Origin of the sequence: Mixta sp. Marseille-Q2659, from assembly GCF_940807255.1 — a bacterium.
GTDB lineage: Bacteria > Pseudomonadota > Gammaproteobacteria > Enterobacterales > Enterobacteriaceae > Mixta.
In genome coordinates, this window is record NZ_CALNWY010000015.1 from 61,126 (window position 1) to 83,286 (window position 22,161).

18 protein-coding genes are annotated in these 22,161 nt (G+C 52.4%); all 18 read right to left on the bottom strand.

Going from position 1 to position 22,161, the window contains the following annotated elements; all coding sequences use genetic code 11:
* Positions 1-74: 74 nt before the first annotated feature.
* The 18 genes from P3C52_RS12385 to mnmG all read right to left on the bottom strand — a co-directional run bounded on the left by P3C52_RS12385 (position 75) and on the right by mnmG (position 21,946).
* Positions 75-809: a molecular chaperone gene (locus P3C52_RS12385; protein ID WP_275555297.1), complete on the bottom strand. Its 735-nt coding sequence runs from the start codon at positions 807-809 to the stop codon at positions 75-77.
* The gene (locus P3C52_RS12390) at positions 806-2,155 is read right to left on the bottom strand and encodes a fimbrial protein (protein WP_275555329.1); all 1,350 of its coding nucleotides are present in this window, start codon (positions 2,153-2,155) and stop codon (positions 806-808) included. Before P3C52_RS12390 ends, P3C52_RS12385 begins: the two co-directional genes overlap by 4 nt.
* Positions 2,156-2,169: 14 nt before the next feature.
* Positions 2,170-4,746 (bottom strand): fimbria/pilus outer membrane usher protein, encoded by a 2,577-nt coding sequence (locus P3C52_RS12395; RefSeq protein WP_275555298.1) that lies wholly within the window; start codon positions 4,744-4,746, stop codon positions 2,170-2,172.
* Positions 4,746-5,441 carry a molecular chaperone gene (locus P3C52_RS12400; RefSeq protein ID WP_275555299.1) on the bottom strand — a complete coding sequence of 232 codons (696 nt, stop codon included), beginning with the start codon at positions 5,439-5,441 and terminating at the stop codon, positions 4,746-4,748. Before P3C52_RS12400 ends, P3C52_RS12395 begins: the two co-directional genes overlap by 1 nt.
* A gap of 89 nt (positions 5,442-5,530) precedes the next feature.
* A complete protein-coding gene (locus tag P3C52_RS12405) occupies positions 5,531-6,079 on the bottom strand; it encodes a fimbrial protein (RefSeq protein WP_275555330.1) in 549 nt (182 codons plus the stop codon).
* A gap of 1,774 nt (positions 6,080-7,853) precedes the next feature.
* Positions 7,854-9,683, bottom strand: a complete 1,830-nt coding sequence (gene glmS, locus P3C52_RS12410) for a glutamine--fructose-6-phosphate transaminase (isomerizing) (protein ID WP_275555300.1) — start codon at positions 9,681-9,683, stop codon at positions 7,854-7,856.
* A gap of 106 nt (positions 9,684-9,789) precedes the next feature.
* Positions 9,790-11,160, bottom strand: a complete 1,371-nt coding sequence (gene glmU / locus P3C52_RS12415; RefSeq protein ID WP_275555301.1) for a bifunctional UDP-N-acetylglucosamine diphosphorylase/glucosamine-1-phosphate N-acetyltransferase GlmU — start codon at positions 11,158-11,160, stop codon at positions 9,790-9,792.
* A 259-nt stretch (positions 11,161-11,419) separates the two neighbouring features.
* A complete protein-coding gene (locus P3C52_RS12420) occupies positions 11,420-11,839 on the bottom strand; it encodes a F0F1 ATP synthase subunit epsilon (protein WP_275555302.1) in 420 nt (139 codons plus the stop codon).
* Positions 11,840-11,982: 143 nt separating this feature from the next.
* On the bottom strand, positions 11,983-13,380 hold the full coding sequence (gene atpD, locus P3C52_RS12425; protein ID WP_275555303.1) for a F0F1 ATP synthase subunit beta: 1,398 nt from the start codon (positions 13,378-13,380) through the stop codon (positions 11,983-11,985).
* Positions 13,381-13,499: 119 nt separating this feature from the next.
* Positions 13,500-14,366, bottom strand: a complete 867-nt coding sequence (gene atpG / locus P3C52_RS12430) for a F0F1 ATP synthase subunit gamma (protein WP_275555304.1) — start codon at positions 14,364-14,366, stop codon at positions 13,500-13,502.
* A gap of 52 nt (positions 14,367-14,418) precedes the next feature.
* Positions 14,419-15,960 (bottom strand): F0F1 ATP synthase subunit alpha, encoded by a 1,542-nt coding sequence (gene atpA, locus P3C52_RS12435; RefSeq protein ID WP_275555305.1) that lies wholly within the window; start codon positions 15,958-15,960, stop codon positions 14,419-14,421.
* A gap of 14 nt (positions 15,961-15,974) precedes the next feature.
* A complete protein-coding gene (gene atpH, locus P3C52_RS12440; RefSeq protein WP_275555306.1) occupies positions 15,975-16,508 on the bottom strand; it encodes a F0F1 ATP synthase subunit delta in 534 nt (177 codons plus the stop codon).
* A 14-nt stretch (positions 16,509-16,522) separates the two neighbouring features.
* Positions 16,523-16,993 (bottom strand): F0F1 ATP synthase subunit B, encoded by a 471-nt coding sequence (gene atpF / locus P3C52_RS12445; RefSeq protein ID WP_103060313.1) that lies wholly within the window; start codon positions 16,991-16,993, stop codon positions 16,523-16,525.
* Positions 16,994-17,111: 118 nt separating this feature from the next.
* Entirely contained in the window at positions 17,112-17,354 is a 243-nt protein-coding gene (atpE, locus tag P3C52_RS12450) for a F0F1 ATP synthase subunit C (RefSeq protein WP_038629267.1), read from the bottom strand.
* 49 nt (positions 17,355-17,403) lie between these two features.
* Positions 17,404-18,222 (bottom strand): F0F1 ATP synthase subunit A, encoded by an 819-nt coding sequence (gene atpB, locus P3C52_RS12455; RefSeq protein ID WP_275555307.1) that lies wholly within the window; start codon positions 18,220-18,222, stop codon positions 17,404-17,406.
* Between the two features lie 8 nt (positions 18,223-18,230).
* Positions 18,231-18,614, bottom strand: coding sequence for a F0F1 ATP synthase subunit I (gene atpI, locus P3C52_RS12460; RefSeq protein WP_275555308.1), 384 nt, complete (start codon positions 18,612-18,614; stop codon positions 18,231-18,233).
* Positions 18,615-19,324: 710 nt separating this feature from the next.
* Positions 19,325-19,942 carry a 16S rRNA (guanine(527)-N(7))-methyltransferase RsmG gene (rsmG, locus tag P3C52_RS12465; RefSeq protein WP_275555309.1) on the bottom strand — a complete coding sequence of 206 codons (618 nt, stop codon included), beginning with the start codon at positions 19,940-19,942 and terminating at the stop codon, positions 19,325-19,327.
* Between the two features lie 114 nt (positions 19,943-20,056).
* A complete protein-coding gene (gene mnmG, locus P3C52_RS12470; RefSeq protein ID WP_275555310.1) occupies positions 20,057-21,946 on the bottom strand; it encodes a tRNA uridine-5-carboxymethylaminomethyl(34) synthesis enzyme MnmG in 1,890 nt (629 codons plus the stop codon).
* Positions 21,947-22,161 lie beyond the last annotated feature (215 nt).

Genomic DNA, 22,161 nt, shown 5'->3' on the forward strand with positions numbered 1-22,161 from the left:
AAAGGACTTAAGGTATGAGTGAACTGAAAATTAGTACGATGTTCTGCCCTGCGAATAGCCCCTATGATTGGCCTTTATAACTGGGAAGTATCATTTAAAATAGCACCACGTTCGTCTACATAGTAAAACTGGATGTGGCTTGCGCTGGTAACAGGTGCATTTCCCGGCAAAGCATAACGGCGCTGACTAAAAGGCGCGGTCATCATATCCATTTCCCGCTCAACATGACGCTCCGTTTTTCCATCACGAACAATAATGTCTGTAAACGATATATACCAGGGAGTAGGGTTATCGCATTCGACATACCAGCGGTCGCCTTCCTGTACGGCCCGAAATTTAAGACGTGACGCCGCGTTCTCGGGTGCAGGAGAGAGATCGTTTGGGCGGTAAAATATTTTTAACTGCGTATTCATTGCCAGCTGCAGCCTGGATTGTTCAGGCATATTTTTACTCACGGGTGGGATTTCATAGAGATTAATCCAGAATACGCTCTCGCGGTCCCGTGGCAAAGGCGACTGATTATAAACAATGCGTAGTCCCTGTATTCCCTCTGGCTGCAGGCGAAACACGGCAGGCAGCACGATGAAAGGTGTTCCCGCGTAGGCCGGGTTGCCGCTGCCGTCATCGACCCAGCTCTGCACAATGACGGGCCACGAGTTGGTATTGGCCAGCATCAGGCTGGTTTCGCGGGTCCCTTCGGTATATATCACCCGCGTCCCGCTGGCTATCAGCCCGGCATAAACGCGTAATGGCGCGAGGACAACGATCAGTAGAAAAGCGATCCAGCCCGCGCGATAAACGCTGCTCATTGAATTTTCACCAGAACATAGGCTGTGGCATAGACTTTACCGGGAGTAACCGTCTGCCCGTCAAGTTTCTGTAGGGTAGCTAAAAATGTGCTGCTGTAATGCGTATATCCCGCCATAGTGCTTCCTGCGGTATTTGCCGCCTCCAGTACCGGATACCATCCGGCATTTTCGCCACCGGGCGTGGTCAGAGATACCGTCCCCGGCTGGCCAACAAAATTCATTCTTTTTCCCTGCGCATTCTGCAAGGTAATCCCCACGCCCTTTGCCATGTTTTCGCCAAAATAATTATCAGAGAGCAGGTGCGTCACACCGCCGCTGCCGTTTACCAGCCCCAGCGTACTGGCCGCGCTATACGAGCCCGGAGATACCTGAATACCCAGCGCCGTCTGGCCTGCGGCGGTGCCTGACACCGCTGAATCACTGCATTCGATCTGCACGGTGAAACTGGCGCTGACGCTCCTCCCTTGTTCGAGCTCAGCGACGGAAACTGTCGGGAACAAAACCTGCGGCGTGGCATTACGCGCCACGCAGGTAGGAAGCGCATAGAGGGTATTCGCCAGCCTCATGCCGTAGCCAAAGCCATTGTCGGCGCCCCAGAAATCGAAGTGATAGGCGCTGTCTTCGCCAGCCAGATCGCGGCCGAAACGGAAAGTGACATTACTGTCGCCGGAAAGCTGAATATAGGCATTGGGCTGAGTCTGGACGGTGTTTTGACAGTAATAGTTACGCCCCGTCGCAGAAGCATAGCCAATACCGACGCCATCGGTATTGTTATTCCCACAGTAAGCCGATGCGGCGGACGTGCCCGGCAGGCTGCTGATCCGGTACAGTTCAGCAACCAGAGGCGGGATATCCTGAAGGCGGATCTGAATCTTACCCGTTGAGCTTGTGGCATATGAGGTGATGGGAACCTTCTGCCAGTGACGGGTCAGCGTGACGCCGGACATGCTTTGCCTGATACCGACGTAAGCAAACCATGTGGCGTAGACGTCGCTCAAACCGTCAATTCCGCCTATATCATAAAAACCGCCGACGCGGTCATCGCCATTGGTGGCAACCAAAAAATAGATATAGGGTAAATCTGCGGCATCGCATTCCCAGAGTACCGAAGCGCCGTTAGCTCCTCCCGTGGTGTAATTCGTGGGTGGCACCACAACGCTGGCCAGCTGCGTACCGACCGGCTGCAGATAAGTATCCGTCAGGTTAATTTTACCGAACGGGATTGGCGCAACATTGTAATCTTCGGTCTGGGTAACACGGGTATTGGTACAGGTGGCACCAGCCGGGACGCTGGCAAGCGCCAGGCAGGCAAGCAGCAGGTTAAACAGGAAAGTCCGTCTTTTCATCATCATTGTCTTCATCACTGCGCATTACGCGTCTGTTGGCATACTGCGCTGAGTTTTGTCAGGGGCTGAGTGGTTTCTTTTTGGGTCATGCGGTAGGACAGATAACAGCGATCCCGCTCGTCGTCTCCCCAACGAACGATCAGTTCTCCTTCAGGAAGCTCCGTACGTAAATACAGCTGCCCGTTCTGTCCGGCCATACCGATAATCGTCCCGTCCGGCCCGGTCACATCTGCCCCGAGCGGAACCGGCTCTCCATCTGGCAGGCGAGCCTGAATAAGCATGGCATGGCCTGTTCTGGTCCGGAATACAACCCTGACGGCGGCGCCTGCCACCGGCGCCACCCGGCGCTCGCTGTCGATCAGTTCCGCGTTGCCATCTATTCCCTGGGGATCGAGGGTTACCCTGCTGTAACGATAGGGAGTGACGGAAGGAACCAGGGCGTAACCATGGCTGTCAATAACCGACTGGCCAGAGTTATAAACGCTTGCGCCTGAAGCGCCTTTAGCCTCGACAAGCGCGAAGGTATCGCTCAGATAAGGTCCGAACGTCAGACCGCCAGAATGAATGGCGAGCCCCCCCTGCGCGTTACCCGACGCCTGCCAGTACCCCTCTCCCCGTGAGGCATTAAGCCCTATGCTGACATTGGGCAGCCGTTTCTGCAGGCTACCGTTTATCGTTGTCTGATGATACTGCTGGTCGCGCATCACCCCCAGGTTATAACTCAGCGTCTGGGCTTTATCGATCATGCCTGATGTATTGCTCTGAAACTGCTCCCTGCCACCGGAAGCGTGGGTCCAGGAGTTGCTCACAATCTGAGTGTTATTTTTATTACTGGATCCCAGAGGAAAGGAGACGGAGACAGCGGTAACGGTTTCCTTGTGGCCAGCCTCATAGTTCCCGCCTGTGTGCTGGCGGGAAAGGGAAATATTGAAACTTATGCCGTTATTGAAGCTGTTGCTGTAACCCGCCTGCAGTTGCGTATCCCGGCTCCGGCCATCCCGGTAATTCTGAGTGGAACCTGAGAGATAAATATTTCCGTATGAACCAAAACCCTGGTTAAGAGAGATATCAAAGCGGGACTGTTGCTGCCAGGAGATTGAGGTCCAGCGATCGTGGCCGCCCATGGCTTTCCTTACCCCCAGAACATCACCGAGTTCGCGATAGCCCGAAGTCGAGTAACGATATCCCGCAAGCGTCACGGTGGTTGCCGTCGGCTGGAAGGTTTTACTGTAGGAAATGTGGGCCATATAGCCCTTCACATCATCGCCTTCCGGCATCCCCGCATGCGAGCCGGTAATATCCAGACCCAAAGCCCCAAAAGAAGAGGCATATACCCCACCGGCAATAACCGACTGGTAGTCATCCGCTATCCGCAGGCCCGTGTTGAGCGACAGGGCATTGCTCAGCCCGTACTGCCAGGTGAAATCGCCGAACAGAGAGTTATCACCAGCATCGATAGTACGCCCGACGGCCAGCCCATAGCGTGAGATCCCCGGACGCATAGACTCCGGTACGGCGGAAAACGGTACGCTGAACCGGCTTACGCTGCCGTCGGCACCCGTGACTTCGACATCCAGATCACCGCTATAGCTGGTCGGATAGAGATCGTTAATATCAAACGGGCCGGGAGCAACCGTTGTCTGGTAAATCAGCCGTCCGTTCTGAGAGACAGTAACCTTCGACGTGCTGCCAGCCACCCCGCGAATGGCCGGGGCATACCCCCGCATGGAATCCGGCAACATTCTCTCATCGGTAGCCAGGCTTATCCCCTTATAGCTCAGACCTGAAAAAAGACGCCCGGTCGTGGTCAGTTCGCCAGCGGAGAGCTGGCTGTTAATTGCCGGCAGCGGGCGTTGTAGATACCGGCGGAGGGTATTCCAGTCTGTGCCCGAGTCGCGGTTCCACTGCACATTCGATAACTGGCGGAACTGCCACATCCATATATTTATTCCTCCGTTCAAAGACAGCCAGCCGGAATCCAGATCCCGGGCGTTATTACCAGAGTAAGAGACGTGATAATAGTTAGTGATGTAATTGATAAACCCCAGAGAGCTACCGGCCTCAAGTTCGCTGGGGTCAACATAGCCGCGCGGACGGATATTCATGTCAGCCTGCGGGATACTCAGTTCAAGCCGCAGCCGGGATGCGTCAAAGTGACTTCTGCTACCTTCGATCAGCGTGCTGAGAGGGAGACAGGCATTTTTCTCTTTTGCATCGGCAGGCAGGCCGCTCCGGGGCGCAATTCCGGCCACCGCCAGCTGGCCAGGTTTCAGGCACGGCTGTATCTGCCCCTTTTCCGTTTCACTGAAGGTAATATTATCGCTGCTGACGAATCCGCCATTCACATAGACATCAACTTTATAGTTACCCGGAGCAATATTTCCCGGTTTGCTCAGCCGCATAAGCGCGGTTTCACTGATCCGGCCTCCACGAAATAAGGCCGGATCAAAGATATAATCATTTTCTTCAGATATCCCGGGCGCTCCGGTAACATTTTCCCCGGAGGCAAACGTTGCGGAAGCGGGTATTAAAATTGTCAGGATAAATATCCTGATGCCTGACATGGGATATTCGCACAAATAAAAACGCATTACAGTCGACGCTCAGTCACAATATCCACCCCGTAATCGTTAACGAGTATGAGGCGTAAAATTCCCGTGCTGATGTCTGTAATTTCTGACGGCGGGGTAAATACCATGCTGGATTTAGGCGAAATCATCACCCCTTCCGCAAGGCGAATTTCTTTTCCGTTACGGACAAGCGTAGCCCGACGAACAGAGGCATGATATTCGCTCTGGTTTACTATCCTGATTTGCTTACCTTCCATTCTGAGGCTTATAAATTCTGATGTTTTTTCAGGATGACCGGACAACGCCGCCGGGCGGTAGAAAATTTTAACCCGATTAGTGATGGCAAAAATTAATTTATTCTGTTGCGCCGTTGCAGATTTTAATGACGGCAGCTGACTAAAACTAAAATAGAATACAGATTCCCGATCGCCTGGCAGCGGTTCACCGGAATAGGTCAAGCGGACAGACTGACCGCTATGAGGCTCCATACGAAAAACCGGCGGAGTGACAATAAACGGGGCAAAACCCTCCGGCGTTCCATTGTCAATCTGTACCTGTACAATATAAGACTGAGATTCGTGGTTGGTTAACTGGAGTGTTTTATCTTTGGCGCCTTCCGGATAAATAGTTCGCGTACCCGTTAATATCACGCCTGCATTTGCATAACCGGTAAAACCGAATATCAACAGAACAAACAATCGCAATATCAATCGCATCGGGGAAATATTCCGCAAGATTATTTTAATATTAATATCGTTTATTTTTTAAAACACAGGCCGGGTATACGGCCTGTGTTTTTATAAACTCAGAGGTAGCTCAGGGTATATTCCGCTACGGCAGTAATCGCACCCGGCGTAGCAGAAGCGGCATCAATAACATAATATTGTGCCCCAAAAGAGTGGCTGGTTGAGGTTTGACCCTCGGCTAAAGAGAGGCCTGCAACATCGGTTACCCCTGACAGCACGACAGGCGTTGTTCCGGCATCGGTGGTGGTCAGCTGGATACCATAACCGACCGCAGCATCAGTGGCTGCGCGGTTACCCAGCGTACCGCTGGCGCTGTCGACATCAAACCCCAGAAAACGGGTTTTAATCAGCTGAGGACCCTCGTCTGCCGCCGGGGCAGTACAGCCGCTGACTGTCACGGTAAATGGCGTCAGCCCGGCGGTCTGTCCATTCGCCAGGTTTCTGCCAAAGTCAGCGGTAGAGACCGTCGGTAACAGAACAACAGAGTTTGTATCTCCATTGATGCTGACCGAGCAGGTCTGGCTGGTGACTTCGCCCTGGAATGTGACCGTCGGCGTTACCGCAAATGCAGACCCAGATAATGCTGCAAATGAAAATAAAGTCAGTATTGATTTTTTAATTGATGATTGATGATTGATGATTGATGATTGATGATTGTGTGATCACTTTCCCTATCCCTTGTTTTTGATCTACATTGGATCCCGGGTATCTTCGGTAATTAGATTTCATTTCCTCAGAATACCAGATGCGCACCTGGTGGTACTGACACTTAGTCGTGATGAAAGCAATCTTACATTGGTCCATTATGTAATGTTCCTCGTTATTCCTCATGAGAAATAACAATGGGGTACAATCACCACCTGGATATAATGCAAAATAATTCAGAAAGGCTCAATTCAAATTTGTTTGAGAATTGACTCAAATCCTCTTCGGTACTTTATCATTCAATCCCGGAAGAATGTCTGGTCCGCATACAAATAGCATATTAATTCCCCTAAAAATATTACACATATCAATAACGGTAGCATAACATTTATGTCAAATTTATTTCCCTGTGACTCTTATTTCATCGTTTTTCCCTTATAGCAGATCCGGTAATGAAGTTTTTTATAATTTCTAATATACTTGTATCTCATTGATTATATTCAATTGTATTTGGAATTATGTGCAGTGGTTTTGTAAGTCAGCCTTAGTAGGCATTTTTAGCAAATAATTATAATGAATGGAAAAGCTTAAACACCCGTTACGATGACCTGTACTTATTTCGCAACAAAACCTTCAATCGAAAATATTTTAGTTTTTCTGACTGACTACCGGGTTTCACATTAACGCCTGTTTGTGGGAAATGACCGGCACCATAAAGATATTACGATTGAATACATTACTTCTGAGTAGAATAAACAACTGGAAAACAACAGCAATTGTAGTTTTTTATAATCACAAATATGTCTTATTGATAATGGATTTTATTTATATAGAATCCGCGCCATTGGTGAAAATTAATATCAAGCGAGAGGTATTCAGGTGATGACAAAAAACCGGGTCATTTACAGCAGTCGCTTTACGGCTACAGTATCGGAGATAATCTCCAGTATCGTATTTCCCCGACGCTGCTGATTAATACTCTCTCCGGCGTCAGTCTGCGTCTGAGACCCACCATGGCCCGACTGCTGCAGTATATTTTCAATCATGCCGGCAGCCGGATGATTGAAGACCGGGATATTATGGTTGAGGTTTTTGAGAATTACGGTCTGAAGTGCAGCAAGCAGCGCCTGTGGCTTACCGTAACCACCCTCAGGACCACAGCAAGTCTTTCGCGGAAATAATCGCGGAGATGTTCTGTTTGTTCCCGCTCCGCGAGTCGCTGTATTTCCAGCCCAAGTAGAACGAAAACTCACGTTAAGCAATGTTTACTGATCTTCCTGACCGTCGGTATATCCTTTTCTTATCTCGCCTTTTTGACCGCGGCAGATGGCGCTGGCAGCTTATAACAATAGCTCCGCTGTTTCATGCCAAAAAGCGTGTCAATTGAAGCCGATAAAAACGCGGGTTCGGAATGGTTATAACCTGTCCAGCAGAAGATGAAGAGCATGTTCGGAAGGTTAATCCCGGTTATCAAAGATTAGTGTTGTTGAAATAAACAATCAGCTGAAAGGTTCTTCCTGAGATCCTTTTTCTGGCGCGTAGTCCTTTGTAATCGCATTACCAAAATCCCTTAACGTGAGTTTTCCTTCCTCTGAGCATCAGACCCCTTTGACGGGGAAGAGCCTGCTGCTCTGCTGAAACGGAAGCCATAAAAAAGCCCGGCGAGCCTGTTAAACGGCAACACCGGACTTTTCTGATTAACGGGCTTGTCGGCCTGTAGCCGGACAGCGCAGCGCTTTACTCAACGGTAACTGATTTCGCCAGGTTACGTGGCTGGTCAACGTCGGTGCCTTTGATCAGCGCTACGTGATAGGAAAGCAGCTGCAACGGCACGGTGTAGAAAATCGGCGCGATAACCTCTTCTACATGCGGCAGAGAGATAATTTTCATACCTTCGCTGTCGCTAAAGCCCGCATCCCGATCGGCGAACACATACAGCAGACCGCCGCGCGCGCGCACCTCTTCGATATTGGATTTCAGCTTCTCCAGCAGCTCATTGTTCGGCGCCACCACGATTACCGGCATATCGGCATCAATCAGCGCCAGCGGGCCGTGTTTCAGCTCACCAGCGGCATAGGCTTCCGCATGAATGTAGGAGATCTCTTTCAGCTTCAGCGCACCCTCCATCGCAATCGGATACTGATCGCCACGACCAAGGAACAACGCATGATGCTTGTCGGAGAATCCTTCCGCCAGCGCTTCGATCAGTTTGTCCTGCGCCAGCATCTGCTCAATACGGCTCGGCAGCGCCTGCAGCGCATGAACGATATCATGCTCGATTTGCGCGTCGGCGCCTTTCAGACGGCCAATTTTCGCCACCAGCATCAGCAGAACGGTCAACTGAGTGGTAAAAGCTTTGGTAGACGCCACGCCGATTTCAGTGCCGGCTTTGGTCATTAACGCCAGGTCAGATTCACGCACCAGCGAAGATCCGGCCACGTTACAAATTGCCAGCGAGCCCAGATAGCCCAGCTCTTTTGACAGGCGCAGCGCGGCCAGCGTATCGGCGGTTTCGCCCGACTGCGACAGCGTAATCAACAGGCTGTTTTTACGCACTGCGGATTTGCGATAGCGGAATTCAGAGGCAATTTCTACGTCGCAAGGAACGTTGGCCAGTGATTCAAACCAGTAGCGCGCCACCATGCCGGAATTGTAAGAGGTGCCGCAGGCGATAATCTGGATATGCTCAACCTGGCTCAGCAGATCGTTGGCGCCCGCGCCCAGCTCGGAGAGATCAACTTCGCCGTGGCTAAAACGTCCACTCAGGGTGTTTTTGATCGCGTTAGGCTGTTCGTAGATCTCTTTCTGCATGTAATGACGGTAAACGCCTTTGTCGCCTGCGTCATACTGTACGTTCGATTCGATTTCGCTGCGTTTTACCGGCTGGCCGGCGCGATCGACAATCATCACTTCACGACGCGTCACTTCAGCAATGTCGCCTTCTTCCAGGTAGATAAAGCGACGGGTGACCGGCAACAGCGCCAGCTGATCGGAAGCGATAAAATTCTCGCCAACGCCGCAGCCGATTACCAGCGGGCTGCCTGAGCGGGCAGCCACCAGCAGCGACGGATCGCGGCTGTCCATAATCACCATGCCATAGGCGCCGCGCAGCTGCGGAATAACGCGCTGCACTACTTCACGCAGGCTGCCGCCCTGTTTCTGTTCCCAATGCACCAGGTGCGCAACAACTTCGGTATCGGTTTCGGAAGCGAAGCGATAACCGCGTTCGATCATCAGCTCACGCAGCGGCTCATGGTTTTCAATGATGCCGTTATGCACGATAACAATATGTTCAGAAACGTGCGGATGCGCATTCGCTTCGGAAGGCTCGCCGTGCGTCGCCCAACGGGTATGGGCAATACCGGTGCCGCCAATCAGCGGATGCTGCTCGGCAGCCTCAGCCAGTTTCTGTACTTTACCTACACGACGCAGGCGAGTGATGTGCCCTTGTCGATCCACCACCGCTAAACCTGCGGAGTCATAACCGCGATACTCAAGACGGCGTAAGCCTTCCAGCAGTATTTCGGCAATATCACGTTGCGCAACCGCGCCAACAATTCCACACATAGTTCTGTTCCTGACTCATGGCGCTCAGCGCCCAGCGTTGTCATCGACCTGATATGCCAGCGTTGCTGGCTCCCCCGAGCCTTGTAGAGAGTGGGGGTTTATTGTTTTATTTTTTCTTCACCGGGCGTTGCCAGCCCGATTTTTGAATCTGTTCTTTGCGGTTATAGACCAGCTCGCCGGCGGTAACATCTTTCATGATGGTTGTCCCTGCGGCGATAGTGGCGCCGCTGGCTACCGTAACCGGCGCCACCAGCTGCGTATCGGAGCCGACAAACACATCATCGCCGATGATGGTTTTTGACTTGTTCGCGCCGTCATAATTGCAGGTAATAGTACCCGCGCCGATATTAACGCCAGAGCCAATCTCCGCATCACCAAGATAGCTGAGATGTCCTGCTTTAGAGCCTTTGCCCAGCGTCGCCTTTTTCATCTCAACAAAGTTGCCGACGTGCGCCGCTTCGCCAAGCTGGCTGCCCGGCCGCAAACGGGCAAAAGGCCCAACGGTGCAGGATGCTTCCAGTACAGCATCCTCAATCACGCTGTACGGGCTGATTTCACAACCGTCGCCGATGGCGCTGTTTTTAATTACGCAGCCTGCGCCGATTTTGACGTTATTGCCTAAGGTCACCTGACCTTCAAGGATCACGTTGCTGTCGATCTCAACATCGCGGCCATGCTGTAAGCTGCCGCGTAGATCGAAGCGCGCCGGATCGCGCAGCATAACGCCCGCCAGTAATAATTTTTCGGCCTGCTCAGCCTGGTAAATGCGCTCAAGCGTCGCCAGCTGAAGGCGGTTATTTACCCCTTCCGTTTCGCTAATGCGTGACGGCTGTACGGTTGCGATCTGACGACCTTCCGCTGAGGCGAGCGCGATGATATCGGTAATGTAATATTCACCCTGCGCGTTGTTGTTGGTGAGCTGGTTCAGCCAGCGCTTCAGATCGCCGCCGTTTGCCACCAGAATGCCGGTATTAATTTCAGAAATCGCCAGCTGCGCCGGTGAGGCATCTTTCTGCTCAACGATACCGACAACCTCGCCGTTTTCACGCACGATACGGCCATAGCCGGTGGGATTGTCGAGCGTAACCGTTAACAGGCCAATGCCGCCTTCAGGCTTCGCCGCGCACAGACGCGTCAGCGTATCCACGGTAATCAGCGGCACATCGCCGTACAGCATCAGAATATCTTCGTCATCAGCAAAGAAAGGCGCGGCTTGCTGCATCGCATGCCCGGTTCCCAGCTGCTCAGCTTGCAGAACCCAGTTCAGCGCATCGTCACCCAGCGTGGCTTTCAGCCGATCGCCGCCGTGACCGTAAACAAGGTTAATCGCACGTGCGCCGACGCCTTTTGCGGCGTCAATAACGTGTTGAACCATGGGCTTTCCTGCCAGGGTATGCAGGACTTTGGGAAGATCGGAATACATGCGTGTTCCCTTGCCGGCAGCAAGGATCACCACACTTATTGCGCTGTTAGACATAACCATCCTGATTGAATTTTTGCAAATGAAAGTAAAACGGTTTCGCCCTGAGATTACTACATTTTTCTCACGGCAAAATTAACCGACTTTCCAGTTATTACCACCGCCAAGAATGTATCGCTGTTGATGATAAATACAACGAAAAATGAGGATTTTTGGTCGCTTAATTTTAGCTGTGTAGCAAGAAGGGAGCAGGGCAGGGAAGATAAAAAAATGCCAGCCCATTTGGGCTGGCATGATTAGCTGCTGTTAAGCCTGATTACATCGCTCTTTTGGTCAGCTCGATGACGCGCAGCTTAGCAATGGCTTTCGCCAGCTCTGCCGAAGCCTGAGCATAATCCACATCGCCGTGCGCTTTGTTGATATGCTCTTCCGCTTTGCGTTTCGCTTCTAACGCGCGCGCTTCATCAAGATCGGTGCCGCGAATCGCCGTGTCAGCCAGTACGGTAACCGTACCAGCCTGAACTTCCAGCACGCCGCCGGAGAGATAGATATACTCTTCTTCGCCGTGCTGTTTAACGATGCGCACCATGCCAGGCTTAATGGCGGTCAGCAGTGGCGTATGGCCAGGAAAAATACCCAGCTCGCCTTCGCTACCTGACACCTGAATTTTCTGTACCAGACCGCTGAACATCTGCTGTTCCGCGCTGACTACATCCAGGTGATAAGTCATAGCCATTTTTAACCTCCCGGAAAATCGCCCCGTTATCTTTCAGTCTGCCGCTGCGCCAGCAGCCTTCTTCATCCGAATCACTGATCAAATCAGCGATTCGGGATGCCTTTGCTTGACGTGGTTCAGCCTGAACGACGCCGGGGAGATCATTACAGTTTCTTCGCTTTTTCCACTGCTTCTTCGATGGCACCAACCATGTAGAAGGCCTGTTCTGGCAGGTGGTCAAACTCACCTTCCATAATGCCTTTAAAGCCACGGATGGTATCCTTCAGCGGAACGTATTTGCCCGGAGAACCGGTGAATACTTCTGCTACGAAGAACGGCTGAGACAGGAAGCGCTGGATCTTACGCGCACGGGCCACCAGCAGTTTGTCATCTTCAGACAGCTCGTCCATACCAAGGATGGCGATGATGTCTTTCAGTTCCTGGTAACGCTGCAGAATAGACTGCACGCCACGCGCCGTGTCGTAATGCTCCTGACCGACTACCAGCGGATCCAGCTGACGGCTGGTGGAATCCAGCGGGTCAACGGCCGGGTAGATACCCAGAGACGCAATCTGACGGCTCAGAGTAACGGTAGAGTCAAGGTGGGCGAAGGTGGTCGCCGGAGACGGGTCGGTCAAGTCATCCGCAGGAACGTAAACGGCCTGTACGGAGGTGATTGAACCGGTCTTGGTGGAGGTAATACGCTCCTGCAACACGCCCATCTCTTCTGCCAGCGTCGGCTGATAACCTACCGCAGAAGGCATACGGCCCAGCAGTGCGGATACTTCCGTACCGGCCAGGGTATAACGGTAGATGTTATCGATGAACAGCAGAACGTCACGGCCTTCATCACGGAATTTCTCCGCCATGGTCAGACCGGTCAGTGCTACGCGCAGACGGTTGCCCGGCGGCTCGTTCATCTGGCCATAAACCAGCGCAACTTTGTCGATTACGTTAGAGTCGGTCATTTCGTGGTAGAAGTCGTTACCCTCACGAGTACGCTCACCCACGCCGGCAAATACCGAGTAGCCTGAATGCTCAGCCGCAATGTTACGGATAAGCTCCATCATGTTTACGGTTTTACCTACGCCCGCACCACCGAACAGACCGACTTTACCGCCCTTAGCGAACGGACACATCAGGTCGATAACCTTGATGCCGGTTTCCAGCAGTTCCTGGGAGTTTGACTGATCTTCATAAGAAGGCGCCGCGCGGTGAATAGAGGCGATCTCTACTGCGCTGCCGTCTTCTTCTTTCAGCTCGCCTTTCATATCGATCGGCTCGCCCAGTACGTTCATGATACGGCCCAGCGTAGCTTTACCTACCGGAACCTGAATCGGTTTTTTAAGGTCGGTTACGTCCAGGCCACGTTTCAGGCCGTCAGACGTACCCATAGCGATGGTACGAACCACGCCGCCGCCCAGCTGTTGCTGCACTTCCAGCACCAGACGCGCATCACCATTGTTAACCTCAAGGGCGTTGTACACCTGCGGTACAGCGTCCTGAGGGAACTCGACGTCAACTACGGCGCCGATGATCTGGACAATCTTTCCAGTTGCCATCTTGAATCCTCTACCTAATTCGTTTCTACCCATCATCACCGTCGTTGCAGCACTTCAGCTGGCTGCGCTGCTGTTGCTGGTCAACGGCAGCCGCAGCATCAGTGACAGGGTATACCTGGTTAAACCGCGGAGGCCCCCGAGACGATCTCGGTAAGTTCCTGGGTGATGCTGGCCTGACGAGCTTTGTTGTACACCAACTGCAGCTCTTTGATCAGGTTGCCGCCGTTGTCGGTCGCCGCTTTCATCGCCACCATACGTGCGGCCTGTTCGCTGGCCAGGTTTTCCACAACGCCCTGATAAACCTGTGATTCGACATAGCGACGCAGCAGGGTATCCAGCAGCGACTTCGGATCCGGTTCGTACAGGTAATCCCAGGTTTTGCGCTTCAGCTCTTCTTCCCCTTCCGCTGGCGGTAACGGCAGCAGCTGGGTCACAGTCGGCGTCTGGGACATGGTGTTGTTAAATTTGTTGCTGACCACATACAGCTTGTCGAGACGACCTTCGTCATAGGCCTGTAGCATGACTTTTACCGGGCCAATCAGTTCTGACAGGGAAGGGTTGTCACCCATGCCGGTCACCTGAGCCACGACGTTGCCGCCTACAGCACCGAAGAAAGCCAAACCTTTGGAACCGATAATTGCCAGATCGCTCTGTACGCCTTTATCAGACCAGGTTTTCATCTCTGCCAGCAATTTTTTGAACAGGTTAATGTTCAAACCACCACAAAGCCCGCGGTCGGTAGAAACGACCAAATAGCCGACGCGCTTAACGTCGCGCTCTTCCAGGTAAGGGTGCTTGTATTCCAGATTACCCAGCGCAATGTGACCAATCACTTTGCGCATGGTTTCTGCATACGGACGGCTGGCCGCCATGCGTTCCTGCGTTTTACGCATTTTGGAGGCGGCGACCATTTCCATCGCTTTAGTGATCTTCTGCGTGTTTTTCACGCTTCCGATCTTGTTACGTATCTCTTTTGCGCCGGCCATTAGCTTCTCCTCAAAGCCTTGCGGCCTGCCTTTTCAGACAAGCCGCCAGACATTACCAGGACTGGGTTGCTTTAAACGTTTCGAGGAGGCCTTTCAGCTTCTCTTCGATCTCGTTGTTGTAGTTACCAGTTTGGTTGATTTCCTGCATCAGCTCGGCGTGTTCGCGATCGGCATACGCCAGCAGCGCAGCTTCAAAGCTACCGATTTTCGCCAGTTCGACGTCGTTCAGGTAGCCACGCTCGGCAGCGAACAGCACCAGACCCTGTTGGGCAACAGACATCGGCGCATACTGTTTCTGCTTCAGCAGCTCGGTCACTTTCTGACCGTGGCTCAGCTGTTTACGGGTTGCGTCATCCAGGTCGGAAGCGAACTGAGAGAAGGCTGCCAGTTCACGATACTGTGCCAGCGCGGTACGAATACCACCGGACAGTTTTTTCACGATCTTGGTCTGCGCGGCACCACCAACACGGGATACGGAGATACCCGGGTTAACAGCCGGACGAATACCGGAGTTGAACAGGTTAGATTCCAGGAAGATCTGACCATCGGTAATAGAGATTACGTTGGTCGGAACGAACGCGGAAACGTCGCCAGCCTGCGTTTCAATGATCGGCAGGGCAGTCAGGGAACCGGTTTTACCTTTCACTTCACCTTTGGTAAACGCTTCAACATATTCAGCGTTTACGCGGGAGGCGCGCTCCAGCAGGCGAGAGTGGAGATAGAACACGTCGCCAGGGAATGCTTCACGGCCCGGCGGACGACGCAGCAGCAGAGAAATCTGACGGTAAGCAACAGCCTGTTTGGACAGGTCATCGTATACGATCAGCGCATCTTCACCGCGGTCGCGGAAGTATTCACCCATAGCGCAACCGGCGTACGGCGACAGGTATTGCAGCGCGGCAGACTCAGACGCGGACGCAACCACCACGATGGTATTAGCCAGCGCGCCATGCTCTTCCAGTTTACGAACCACGTTAGCAATGGTGGACGCTTTCTGGCCGATAGCCACGTACACACATTTGATACCGGAATCGCGCTGGTTGATGATGGCATCGATTGCCAGAGCGGTTTTACCGGTCTGACGGTCGCCGATGATCAGCTCACGCTGGCCACGGCCGATTGGGATCATCGCATCGACAGATTTATAGCCAGTCTGAACCGGCTCATCAACGGACTGACGATCGATAACGCCCGGCGCGATAACTTCAACCGGAGAGAAACCGTCATGCTCAACCGGACCTTTGCCGTCGATTGGCTCACCCAGGGTGTTAACCACGCGGCCCAGCAGGCCACGGCCAACCGGAACTTCCAGGATACGGCCGGTGCATTTAACTTTCATGCCTTCGGCGAGGTCCGCATACGGACCCATAACCACTGCACCTACGGAGTCGCGCTCCAGGTTCAGGGCGATAGCGTAGCGGTTGCCCGGCAGCGCGATCATCTCACCCTGCATCACATCGGCCAGGCCGTGTACGCGGATGATGCCGTCGCTGACGGAAATGATAGTACCTTCGTTGTGAGCTTCGCTCACGACATTGAACTGAGCAATGCGCTGCTTGATCAGTTCGCTGATTTCGGTGGAATTCAGTTGCATATGCTCCAGTCCCCTTAAGACTGCAAGACGTCTGCCAGACGCTCAAGACGGCCACGAACGCTACCGTCAATGACCATATCACCCGCCTGGATGATAACGCCTGCCATTACAGACTTATCGATTTTGCAATTCAGCTTAACTTTGCGTGACAGACGCTTTTCCATTGCGGCGCTGATTTTACTCAGCTGCTCGTCGCTCAGCGCACTGGCAGAGATGACATCAACTTCAGCGGTCGCCTCCCAGGCGTCACGCAGGTGAATGTACTGCTCCAGTACTGCTGGCAGCGCGGACAAACGTCCGTTTTCCGCCATAACCTTGATAAGGTTCTGACCTGCTTCGTCGAGTTGGTCACCACAGACTGCGATGAACGAGGCAGATAAGGTTTCCGGTGCCATCGCACCGGAAATCAATTCGGCCATCTGTTCGTTGCGAGCGACTTCTGCAGCGAACGTCAGCATTTGCTGCCAACGGTCGATGCTTTGATGCTCAACGGCAAAGTCAAAAGCTGCTTTGGCGTAGGGGCGAGCTACAGTGATTAGTTCAGACATCAGCCCCTCCCTCCTTACAGTTCAGCGACCAGTTTATCTACGATGTCGCTGTTAGCAGCTTCATCCACGGAACGTTCGATGATTTTCTCGGCGCCGGCCACAGCCAGCATCGCGACTTGCTTACGCAACTCTTCACGCGCACGTTTACGCTCGGCGTCAATTTCCGCCTGCGCCTGTGCCACGATCTTGTTACGTTCCTGCTCAGCTTCAGCTTTCACTTCGTCCAGGATCTGAGCGCGGCGTTTGTTCGCCTGCTCGATGATGACCTGAGCTTCTTCTTTCGCTTTTTTCAGCTGGTCGGTCGCAGTTGCCTGTGCGAGATCCAAATCTTTTTTGGCGCGTTCTGCAGAAGCAAGGCCTTCAGCGACTTCTTTCTGGCGCTTTTCGATGGCAGCCATAATCGGCGGCCATACGTACTTCATGCAGAACAGGACAAACAGGACGAACGCGATGGCCTGGCCGAGGATTGTTGCGTTAAGGTTCACAGCACAATGCCTCTCGTTAAGTTAACTTACTCTGCCGTTATCGAAGACAACCCGCAGAATCCGCTCATCGTCTGGCGCTGACGCCCCAGGCCGATGAACTCTTGTTTGGCCCTGTCGCTTAACCCGCGACAGCAAACATCACGTACAGACCCAGACCTACAGCGATCATCGGGATTGCATCCACCAGACCCATAACAACAAAGAACTGCGTACGCAGCAGAGGGATCAGATCCGGTTGACGCGCAGCGCCTTCCAGGAATTTACCTCCGAGGATGCCGATACCGATCGCAGCACCGATTGCCGCCAGGCCCATCATCACAGCGGCAGCCATGTACAGCAGATCCATATTCAGGTTTTCCATGACAGTCTCCAGTTTGTTTCAGTTAAAACGCAGTAGTGTTAATAAAAAATCAATGCTCTTCGGATGCCATCGACAGATAGACAATCGTCAAGACCATGAAAATGAAAGCCTGTAGCGAAATGATCAGGATGTGGAAAATGGCCCAAGGCACACTCAGAACCCACTGTGACCACCACGGCAACAGACCCGCAATCAGGATAAAGATCAGTTCACCCGCATACATGTTGCCGAACAGTCGCAGACCGAGAGAAACCGGTTTGGACAGCAGGCTCACCCCTTCCAGAATCAGGTTGATTGGAATGAAAAGCGGATGATTAAAGGGTTGCAGGGTCAGCTCTTTAGCAAAACCACCAACACCTTTCATTTTGAAGCTGTAGAACAGAATCAAAATAAAGACGCCCAGTGCCATAGAGAGCGTGACGTTAACGTCAGCAGACGGCACCACGCGCAGCGCAGGCAGACCGAATACATGCTCACCAATGTATGGCAGGAAATCGATAGGCAGCAGATCCATAAAGTTCATCAGGAAAACCCAGACGAAAATGGTCAGCGCCAGCGGGGCGATAAGTTTGCTTTTACCGTGGTACATATCGCGGACATTGTTGTCGACGAAACCTACCACCAGCTCAATAGCAGCCTGTAATTTCCCCGGTACGCCGCTGGTGACGCTGTTGGCCACCTTACGGAACAGCACCAGGAAAATAAGACCCAGCACCACGGAGAAAAACATGGAATCAATATTTAATACCCAAAACGTCGCCGGAGCGTCGTGCGGATTCACCAGCTCGAAAGTACGCAGGTCCAGCTGAAGGTTATTCAGATGGTGACCTATGTATTCTTGCGGAGTAGAGATTTCTCCTGCAGCCATGATGCCTCTTACCCTTTGTTGTTAATTACAGCCGGTGCCACAATCTGAACCACCAGCACCGATAACCAGGTCAGCCCAACCGGCACGAACACCGCATCAAGCACGCCCAGCGCCAGAATGAGCAAAACAATGGTGACAAACACTTTCAGCGCTTCGCCGAGCGCGAAGCTCCAGGCAATACGCCCTTTAGCAGGTGCTTGCGCGCCCAGGCGCCAGGCCAAAATCACAAACAACACGTTTGGCAGCCAGGCTGCCAGACCACCAGCGATGGCAGATGCGCCCCACGTGAAATCTTTAAGGGCAAAAAACAGCGCGCCGATAACGAGCAAAGTCGCCAGCTGCCACAGCAGCACGGCTCGTGCTAATTTCACACTGTAAAGAGACACTGACATGACGCTGAAACTCCCCTGCCCCGATCGGGGTATGTCGCGTGTCGTATAAAACTGCCTTTACTCTTTTGAGTCAAGCAGCAAAAAACGAGCAAATTATACGGGCCGCACCTGCGATTTCAATCGATAAGTAGCGAAAAGGTGAACAATTATTTAAATTTCTTTCGACAGCCCTATTTTTTAAAAGTGGCGTATTGAAGAAAGCCCCAGCTTATTACAACAATTCCGTCAAATTTGCGCTCAGAAAGCGTGCGATAGATCACAATTTATTAATATGATGCTGACAAATTATGCAGGAATAATCTTAGAAAATCGGAAACCCTTCGTATAAAAAGCTTTTTAAATCATATAGATGTTAAAAATAAGCTATTATTATGCTGCGAAGAACAATAAAAAGCCTAATTTGACAACGCCATTAAAAATTTAAACAACAAATTATGGTTACTTTTGTTGAGTGATAAAGCCCATATATTTTCAACTGTGACTATTTGTTGGCAATTCGGCTTCTGCATAAGTGATCAATCTGATAATCATTTGTAAAATTACAGTTAAATATTGCTGAAAGTTTCAGATAATTTCCGTGCGCTGATTTAACGCCTTTGCAACAATAGTCGTCGCTAAATGGGCACAGAAATTCGAATCAACTGCTTATTTGTTAAACACCTCAAAGCGCAATAAATAACCGTTTGCCTGCCGCGCTTACGCACTAAAAGCTAAAGCATTTGGATAGTTACCAGATGTCGCTCCCCTTCCAGCTCAGGAACCGTTAAGGAAACGACATCAGTAACCTGATATTGCGGCGGCAAAGCGGCGATTTCTTCGACGGGATGTTGCCCTTTCAGGGCATAGAAGTAGCCATCCTTTTTAGGTAGATGATGGCACCAGCTCACCATATCATTCAGCGAGGCAAAGGCACGGCTGATCACGCCGTCAAATGCGGGCTCGCTATGAAAAGCTTCCACCCGGCTCTGTACGGGCTCAATATTATCCAGCCCCAGCGCGAACTGCACCTGACGCAAAAAGCGAATGCGCTTACCCAGGCTATCCAGCAGCGTAAAATGGGCATCAGGACGAACAATGGCCAATGGAACGCCTGGCAAGCCCGGCCCGGTGCCAACATCAATAAAGCGATCGCCGGTAAGGTAAGGATTCACCACGATACTGTCGAGAATATGGCGAACCAGCATCTCCTGCGGATCGCGTACCGATGTCAGGTTATAGGCTTTATTCCACTTATGCAGCAGTTCAACATAGCCTACCAGCTGCTGTTTTTGCTGATCGGACAGAGAAATGTTGGCTGCGCTGAGCAGCTGAGTAAGTTTATTAATCACGGCGTCTTCCAGTAGCTAAAGGCGGGGCAGGAGTCGGGCAAACCGTGCGGCCGGTAATTAGCCAGCAGCATGGTTCGCCCGTTTTGCAGCGTAAGGCGGTTTCCCGCCTTTTCATCAGGCGCTTTTACGCAGCAGCCCCTGCTTTTTCAGATAAATAAGCAAAATTGAGATCGCGGCAGGCGTAATACCGGAGATGCGTGACGCCTGGCCGATCGAGCTGGGTTTATGATCGTTAAGTTTGGCGATCACTTCGTTCGACAGCCCATTGACGTTGCGATAGTCCAGATCCACCGGCAACAGCGTGTTTTCATTACGCTGCTGGCGATCAATCTCTTCCTGCTGACGTGCAATGTAGCCTTCATACTTCACCTGGATTTCAACCTGTTCGGCAGCCTGCTCATCAGCCAGCGCCGGGCCAAAACCTTCCAGTTCCATCAAACGCTGATAAGTCATCTCAGGTCGACGCAACAGATCTTCGCCGCTGGCCTCTTTCGTCAGTGGCGTATTCAGCGCGGCGTTAACCTGTTCAATATCCGTCGATTTAGGATGAACGTGAATATCACGCAGGCGCTGACGCTCCTGTTCGATACTCTCCAGCTTCTGATTGAAACGTGCCCAGCGCGCATCGTCCACCAGGCCCAGTTCACGCGCCGTTTCCGTCAGACGCAAATCGGCATTATCTTCGCGCAGCATCAGACGGTATTCGGCACGCGAGGTAAACATACGGTACGGCTCTTTGGTGCCAAGCGTACACAGGTCGTCAACCAGCACGCCCAGGTAGGCCTGATCGCGACGCGGCGCCCAGCCCTCTTTTTCCGCCGAGAAACGACCGGCATTCAGACCCGCCAGCATGCCCTGCGCCGCTGCTTCTTCATAACCGGTAGTGCCGTTAATCTGTCCGGCAAAGAACAGGCCCTGGATAAACTTGCTTTCCAGCGTCGGTTTTAAATCACGCGGATCGAAGAAGTCGTATTCAATGGCGTAGCCCGGACGCACGATTTTCGCGTTTTCCATGCCTTTCATCGAACGCACGATCTGCATCTGCACATCAAACGGCAGGCTGGTGGAGATACCGTTCGGATAAATTTCGTTGCTGGTCAGCCCTTCCGGCTCAAGGAAGATCTGATGCGCATTACGATCGGCAAAGCGCATCACCTTATCTTCGATCGACGGGCAGTAACGCGGGCCGATCCCTTCGATCACCCCAGCATACATTGGGCTGCGATCGAGGTTATTACGGATCACCTCATGCGTCTGTTCGTTGGTATGGGTGATATAGCAGGGCACCTGCTGTGGATGCTGTGAAACATCGCCCATGAACGAGAAGACCGGCATTGGATCATCGCCGTACTGCGGCGCCAGCACGCTGAAATCGATAGTGCGCGCATCAATACGCGGCGGCGTACCGGTTTTCAGGCGGCTGACGCGCAGCGGCAGTTCACGCAAACGGCGCGCCAGCGGAATGGATGGCGGATCGCCAGCGCGGCCGCCGCTGTAATTATCGAGTCCGATATGAATTTTTCCATCAAGGAAGGTTCCCACCGTCAGCACGACTGCTTTGGCTTTGAACTTGAGTCCCATCTGGGTAACGGCGCCGACGACACGATCGTTTTCCACGATCAGATCCTCTACCGCCTGCTGGAAGATCATCAGTTTGGGCTGATTCTCCAGCGCAGTGCGCACCGCCTGACGATAAAGCACGCGATCGGCCTGAGCCCGGGTGGCGCGAACCGCCGGTCCTTTACTGGCGTTTAGTATCCTAAACTGGATGCCGGCACGATCGATCGCACTGGCCATCAGCCCGCCCATCGCATCCACTTCTTTCACCAGATGTCCCTTTCCGATGCCGCCGATCGCCGGATTACAGGACATTTGTCCCAGCGTATCGATGTTATGGGTTAACAACAGCGTTTGTTGACCCATCCGGGCCGCAGCCATCGCGGCTTCGGTGCCTGCATGACCGCCACCAATGACGATGACGTCAAAAGGATCGGGATAAAACATGGGAAAATACCTCGTTAATATTTGAACAGGGAGGGTTGCCCTGGGCCGTGGATTCTACTCAAATTCATAGCGTGACGAAAGCGTCGGGATCGAAGGGGTAATTAAAAGAAGATCTTTATTCTTTAAAGGATCTCTCTGTTAGATCTCTTATTAGGATCCGCCCTTTCTGTGGATAAGGCCGGGTTTAATCTGAAGATCAAGCAGTTGCTCAGGAT